Here is a 3,920-nt window from a genome sequence, read left to right as displayed (position 1 = left end):
GGTCAAGGGCGGGGGAACGGCGCCGGGGTGCCCGGCGGACTCGGGGCCGGTGTCAGCCGCGCGCACCGGAGCGGCGGCGCAGCATCGCGAAGCCCAGCGCACCGGCGCCGACGGCCGCGACGGCCCCGCCACCGGCCAGCATCAGGCCGTTGCTGTCGGTCTCGCCCGATCCGTCGCCGGCCTGGGCCGCGCCCTTGGGCACCTCGCGGACCTGGGCCTTGCCGTCACTGGAGACCCCGGCGCCACCGGCGGCCGGCTGCACGGCGGGCCCGGTACCGGCGGAGGGCGTCGCCGTGGGGGTGGCACCCGCGACCGAGGGGGCGCCCGGGGCGGCCGGGGCGGGCTTGGCCGGGCTGGGCGTCGAGGTGGGGGTGGCCGACACGCCGGCACCCGCAGCAGGCGCGGCGGACGGGGTCCCGTCGGCGAAGGCCTGTCCGCCGGTGACGACGGTCAGCAGCGCGCCCCCGGTCAGGGCGCAGACGGCCAGCACGCGGCGGGCGGGGGAGCGGTGGGTACGGCTCCTGCTCATACGGTGTTCTCCTTCGTCATGGACGCCTCCCGGCCGGGGCGGCCGGTGCGTCGTCCATGACGGTAGGAGGCCCGTGTCGCGGTCCCCGGCCGGTCGTGTCACGGCCGCCCATCGGCTGCGTAACGAACCCCGGGGCCCGTTGCGGCCGGGGTGGTGGCGGCGGTGCCCGTGCGGTGGGAGGCCGTCCGGTTGACGCCCCGTCGGGTCGTGGGGGTAACCCCCCTCCCGGTCCGGGGGGCCGCTCCATGGCCCGGGGTCGCGGGCCCGGACACACTGGCAGCGGTTCGAACAGCGTGGTGGTAGGCCCCCGTTCCGGGGTGATGGGCGCCGTGAGCAGAGCGCCGGCCGACCGCGCGACGCCGCACCGCGCACGTGATGCCGTCCCACCTCCAGCCGATCGGGGTCCACCGATGACCAGTACCGCCGCCCACGCCGCGACCGCCCCCGCCCCCGACCCGACGAGCAGGAGGGGAGGGCGCTTCCGCTGGACCGTCGTCCTGCTGACCTCGCTCGCGATCGTCGGGTACGCCGTGGGGACGTACGCCCAGGCCGACCTGCCCATCGCCGCGTCGAAGGGCGGCCTGCCCGCCACCTACGCCGAGCGCCCGATGGTCGTCCAAGTCACCTTCTACGTCCACATCGTGACGGCCGCGCTCGCGCTGCTGGTCGGCCCGTTCCAGTTCTCCACCGTGCTGCGCCGGCGGTCCCCCGCCGTCCACCGCTGGACGGGCCGGATCTACGTCTTCGGGGTCGCGGTGGGATCCCTGGCCGCGTTCGTCATGGCGTTCTTCAACTCGGTCGCCTTCAACGGCTTCTTCGGCTTCGGCGGCCTCGCCCTGCTCTGGGCCTGGACCACCTGGCGCGGCTACCGCGCCGTCCGTGACCGCGACCTGCCGAGCCACCGCGCCTGGATGATCCGCAGCTTCGCCCTCACCTACGCCGCCGTCACCCTCCGGTCCTGGCTCGGCGTCCTCATCCTCCTCCAGACGCTCACCGCCCAGGGGCACGTCGACGGCCAGCGCTTCTTCGACAACGCCTACGCCGCCGTCCCGTTCCTCTGCTGGCTGCCCAACCTGATAGTCGCCGAATTCCTCATCCGCCGCCGGGGCCTGCCCGCCTACCGTCTCACTCCGGCCGGTCCGCAGTCCTGAGCCGGAGGCGGCGGGAAGGCTCGCGGGAGGGTCGTCAAACCCCCTCCTGCGTAGCGGAGTTGCGGAACCCGCAGCGTCGCCGCCGCAGTCAGCCGATGCGGGTGGGGGTGTCGAGGAGGGGGTGGCCGGTGGTGGTGAGGAGGGTGGTGAGGTCGGTGGGGGTGAGGGTGTGGGGCGCGCGGAGGTAGAGCTCGTCGACGGTGGTGCCGGGAAGGGGGTGGGGCTGGCGGGAGAGGACGGCGACATGCTGGTCGGCCAGGGCGGTGTGGACGCGGGCCAGGCCGTCGGGGGTGCTGCGGGCGGCGGTGCGGACGCGCCACAGGGTGGTCGGGGGCGCGGGGGAGTGGGGGTGGTGGCGCTGGGACCACCAGGTGTGGAAGAGGGCGGTGGCGAGGAGGGCGAGGGCGGCGGCGGCGAGGACCACCGGGCCGTCGGGGCCGCGGACGACGATCTTGGCGACCAGGTCGGCCGCGGTGACCGAGACGAAGACGGCGGCTAGTTCGACGCTGTCGCGGCGCCAGCGGTGGGTGCCGGCGCCGCGTCGGCGGGCCGGGGGGTGGGGGGGCGTCGGCTGCGTGGTCGGGTGCTCCGTGTGCTCCGTCTGCTCCATGACAGCACCCTGCCCGACGGGTGTTTCCTGTCCACGAACCCGCCGTGACCTGGTGGTTAAGGTCGCCGGGCCCGCGTTACGGGTGCAGGTCCGCGGCCGCCGCCTTGACCTCGGCGAGCAGGAGCTCCAGGTCGGCCTCGGTGGTGGCGGCGTTGAGCAGGCAGGCCCGGAGCATCTCGCGGTCGCCGAGACGGGCTCCGGTGACGAAGACCCGGCCGCGCCGCTGGACGGCGGCGGGGAGTTCGCGGTTGAGGGCGTCGACGGCGGCCTCGTCGCGCCCGGGGGTGCGGTGGCGGAAGGCGACGATGGAGGTCTGTACCTCGGCCAGCAGCTCCAACTCCCCGTCGGCCTCGATCAGTTCGCCGAGGCGGCGGGCGAGGGCGGTGCAGCGGGCGATGTCCCGGGCGATGCCGTCGCGGCCCTTGTGGGCGATGGTGGCCCAGACCTTGAGTGCGCGGAACGGGCGGGTCTGCTCGGTGCCGTACTCGGAGAACCAGCCGAGTGCGCCGGCCGCCTCGTCGCGCAGGTAGGAGGGGACGAGGCTGAAGGTGGCGCGCAGTTCCTCGGTGTCGCGCACCAGCGCGCAGCCGCAGTCGACGGGCACGCTCAGCCACTTGTGCGGGTCGAGGGCGAGGGAGTCGGCGCGCTCCAGGCCGGCGTAGCGGTGGGCGATGGCCGGGTCGAGCCTGCCGAAGGCCCCGTACGCGCCGTCGACGTGCAGCCACAGGCGCTGTTCGGCGCAGAGGTCGACGATCGGGCCGAAGTCGTCGACGGCTCCGGTGCCGACGGTGCCGGCCGAGGCGACGACCAGGAAGGGCAGCAGTCCGGCGGCCCGGTCGCGTTCGACGGCGGCCCGCAGTTCGGCGGGGTCGAGGCGGCCGTCCGGCCCGGTGGCGACGGTGCGCAGGTGCCGGCTGCCGAGGCCGAGGAGTTCGGCGGCCTTGCGGACGCAGGAGTGGGTCTCGCCGGTGACGTAGCCGACCAGTGGCGGCAGGCCGGCCAGGCCGTCCTCGCGGATGTCCCAGCCGGCCCGGCGGGCGGCGCGGTTGCGGGCGGCGGCCAGGCACACGATGGTCGCCATCGAGGTGCCGGAGGTGAGCAGGCCGCCGCCGGCCGGGTGCGGGAAGCCGACGAGTTCGGCGATCCAGCGGACCACGGCGCGTTCCAGGTGGACGTCGGCGTGGTCGCCGCCGGCCGAGCTGGGGTTCATGGCGGAGGCGGCGAGGGTGGCGAGGACTCCGGCGGGGGCGGGGGCGGAGTTGACCCAGCCGAAGAAGCGGGGGTGGCCGTTGCCCATCGGGTGGGGGAGGACGTCCTGCCCGATGGCGGTGAGGAGGTCGGCGAGCGGGCGGCCGTCGGCGGGCAGCGGGGCGTCGAGCAGGGCCCGGCGGGCGGTGTCGTCCATCGGCTGCCAGACCGGGCGCCCGGGCAGTTCGGCGAGGTAGTCGGAGACGAGGTCGGCGGCGGTGTGCGCGGCGGCGCGGAAGTCCTCGGTGGTCATGATGGCGGCTCTCCAGGGGCGGGGGAGGCGCGGCGTCCTCGGCGCACCCTGATCGTTCGGTCCGGTGGACCGGTCGGCCGATCCTACGGAAGGGGCCCCCCCCCGGGGGCGCGGGGCCCCCCCCCCCCC

The 3,920-nt window shown here is 75.8% G+C and carries 4 protein-coding genes; 1 reads left to right on the top strand and 3 read right to left on the bottom strand.

Going from position 1 to position 3,920, the window contains the following annotated elements; translation table 11 throughout:
• Positions 1-52: 52 nt before the first annotated feature.
• Positions 53-529, bottom strand: a complete 477-nt coding sequence (locus ACFV61_RS34995; RefSeq protein ID WP_063350335.1) for a hypothetical protein — start codon at positions 527-529, stop codon at positions 53-55.
• 410 nt (positions 530-939) lie between these two features.
• Between ACFV61_RS34995 and ACFV61_RS34990 the strand changes: the two genes are divergently transcribed.
• Complete coding sequence (locus tag ACFV61_RS34990) at positions 940-1,680, top strand: DUF2306 domain-containing protein (RefSeq protein ID WP_380496137.1); 741 nt, start codon at positions 940-942, stop codon at positions 1,678-1,680.
• 88 nt (positions 1,681-1,768) lie between these two features.
• Here ACFV61_RS34990 and ACFV61_RS34985 read toward each other — a convergent pair whose 3' ends face one another.
• Together ACFV61_RS34985 and ACFV61_RS34980 are read right to left on the bottom strand one after the other, a co-directional pair.
• Entirely contained in the window at positions 1,769-2,290 is a 522-nt protein-coding gene (locus ACFV61_RS34985) for a hypothetical protein (RefSeq protein WP_380496135.1), read from the bottom strand.
• Positions 2,291-2,366: 76 nt separating this feature from the next.
• The gene (locus ACFV61_RS34980; protein WP_380496133.1) at positions 2,367-3,791 is read right to left on the bottom strand and encodes a pyridoxal phosphate-dependent decarboxylase family protein; all 1,425 of its coding nucleotides are present in this window, start codon (positions 3,789-3,791) and stop codon (positions 2,367-2,369) included.
• Between the last annotated feature and the right edge of the window lie 129 nt (positions 3,792-3,920).

Origin of the sequence: Kitasatospora sp. NPDC059817 (assembly GCF_042731835.1) — a bacterium.
In the GTDB taxonomy this organism is placed as follows: Bacteria; Actinomycetota; Actinomycetes; order Streptomycetales; family Streptomycetaceae; genus Kitasatospora.
Note: the sequence above shows the minus strand (reverse complement) of the source record. Positions and strands in the feature narration are given on the sequence as shown.

Coding starts and splice junctions, on each gene's coding strand:
- ACFV61_RS34995 (WP_063350335.1), bottom strand. CDS start 529: ATGAGCAGGAGCCGTACCCACCGCTCCCCCGCCCGCCGCGTGCTGGCC.
- ACFV61_RS34990 (WP_380496137.1), top strand. CDS start 940: ATGACCAGTACCGCCGCCCACGCCGCGACCGCCCCCGCCCCCGACCCG.
- ACFV61_RS34985 (WP_380496135.1), bottom strand. CDS start 2,290: ATGGAGCAGACGGAGCACACGGAGCACCCGACCACGCAGCCGACGCCC.
- ACFV61_RS34980 (WP_380496133.1), bottom strand. CDS start 3,791: ATGACCACCGAGGACTTCCGCGCCGCCGCGCACACCGCCGCCGACCTC.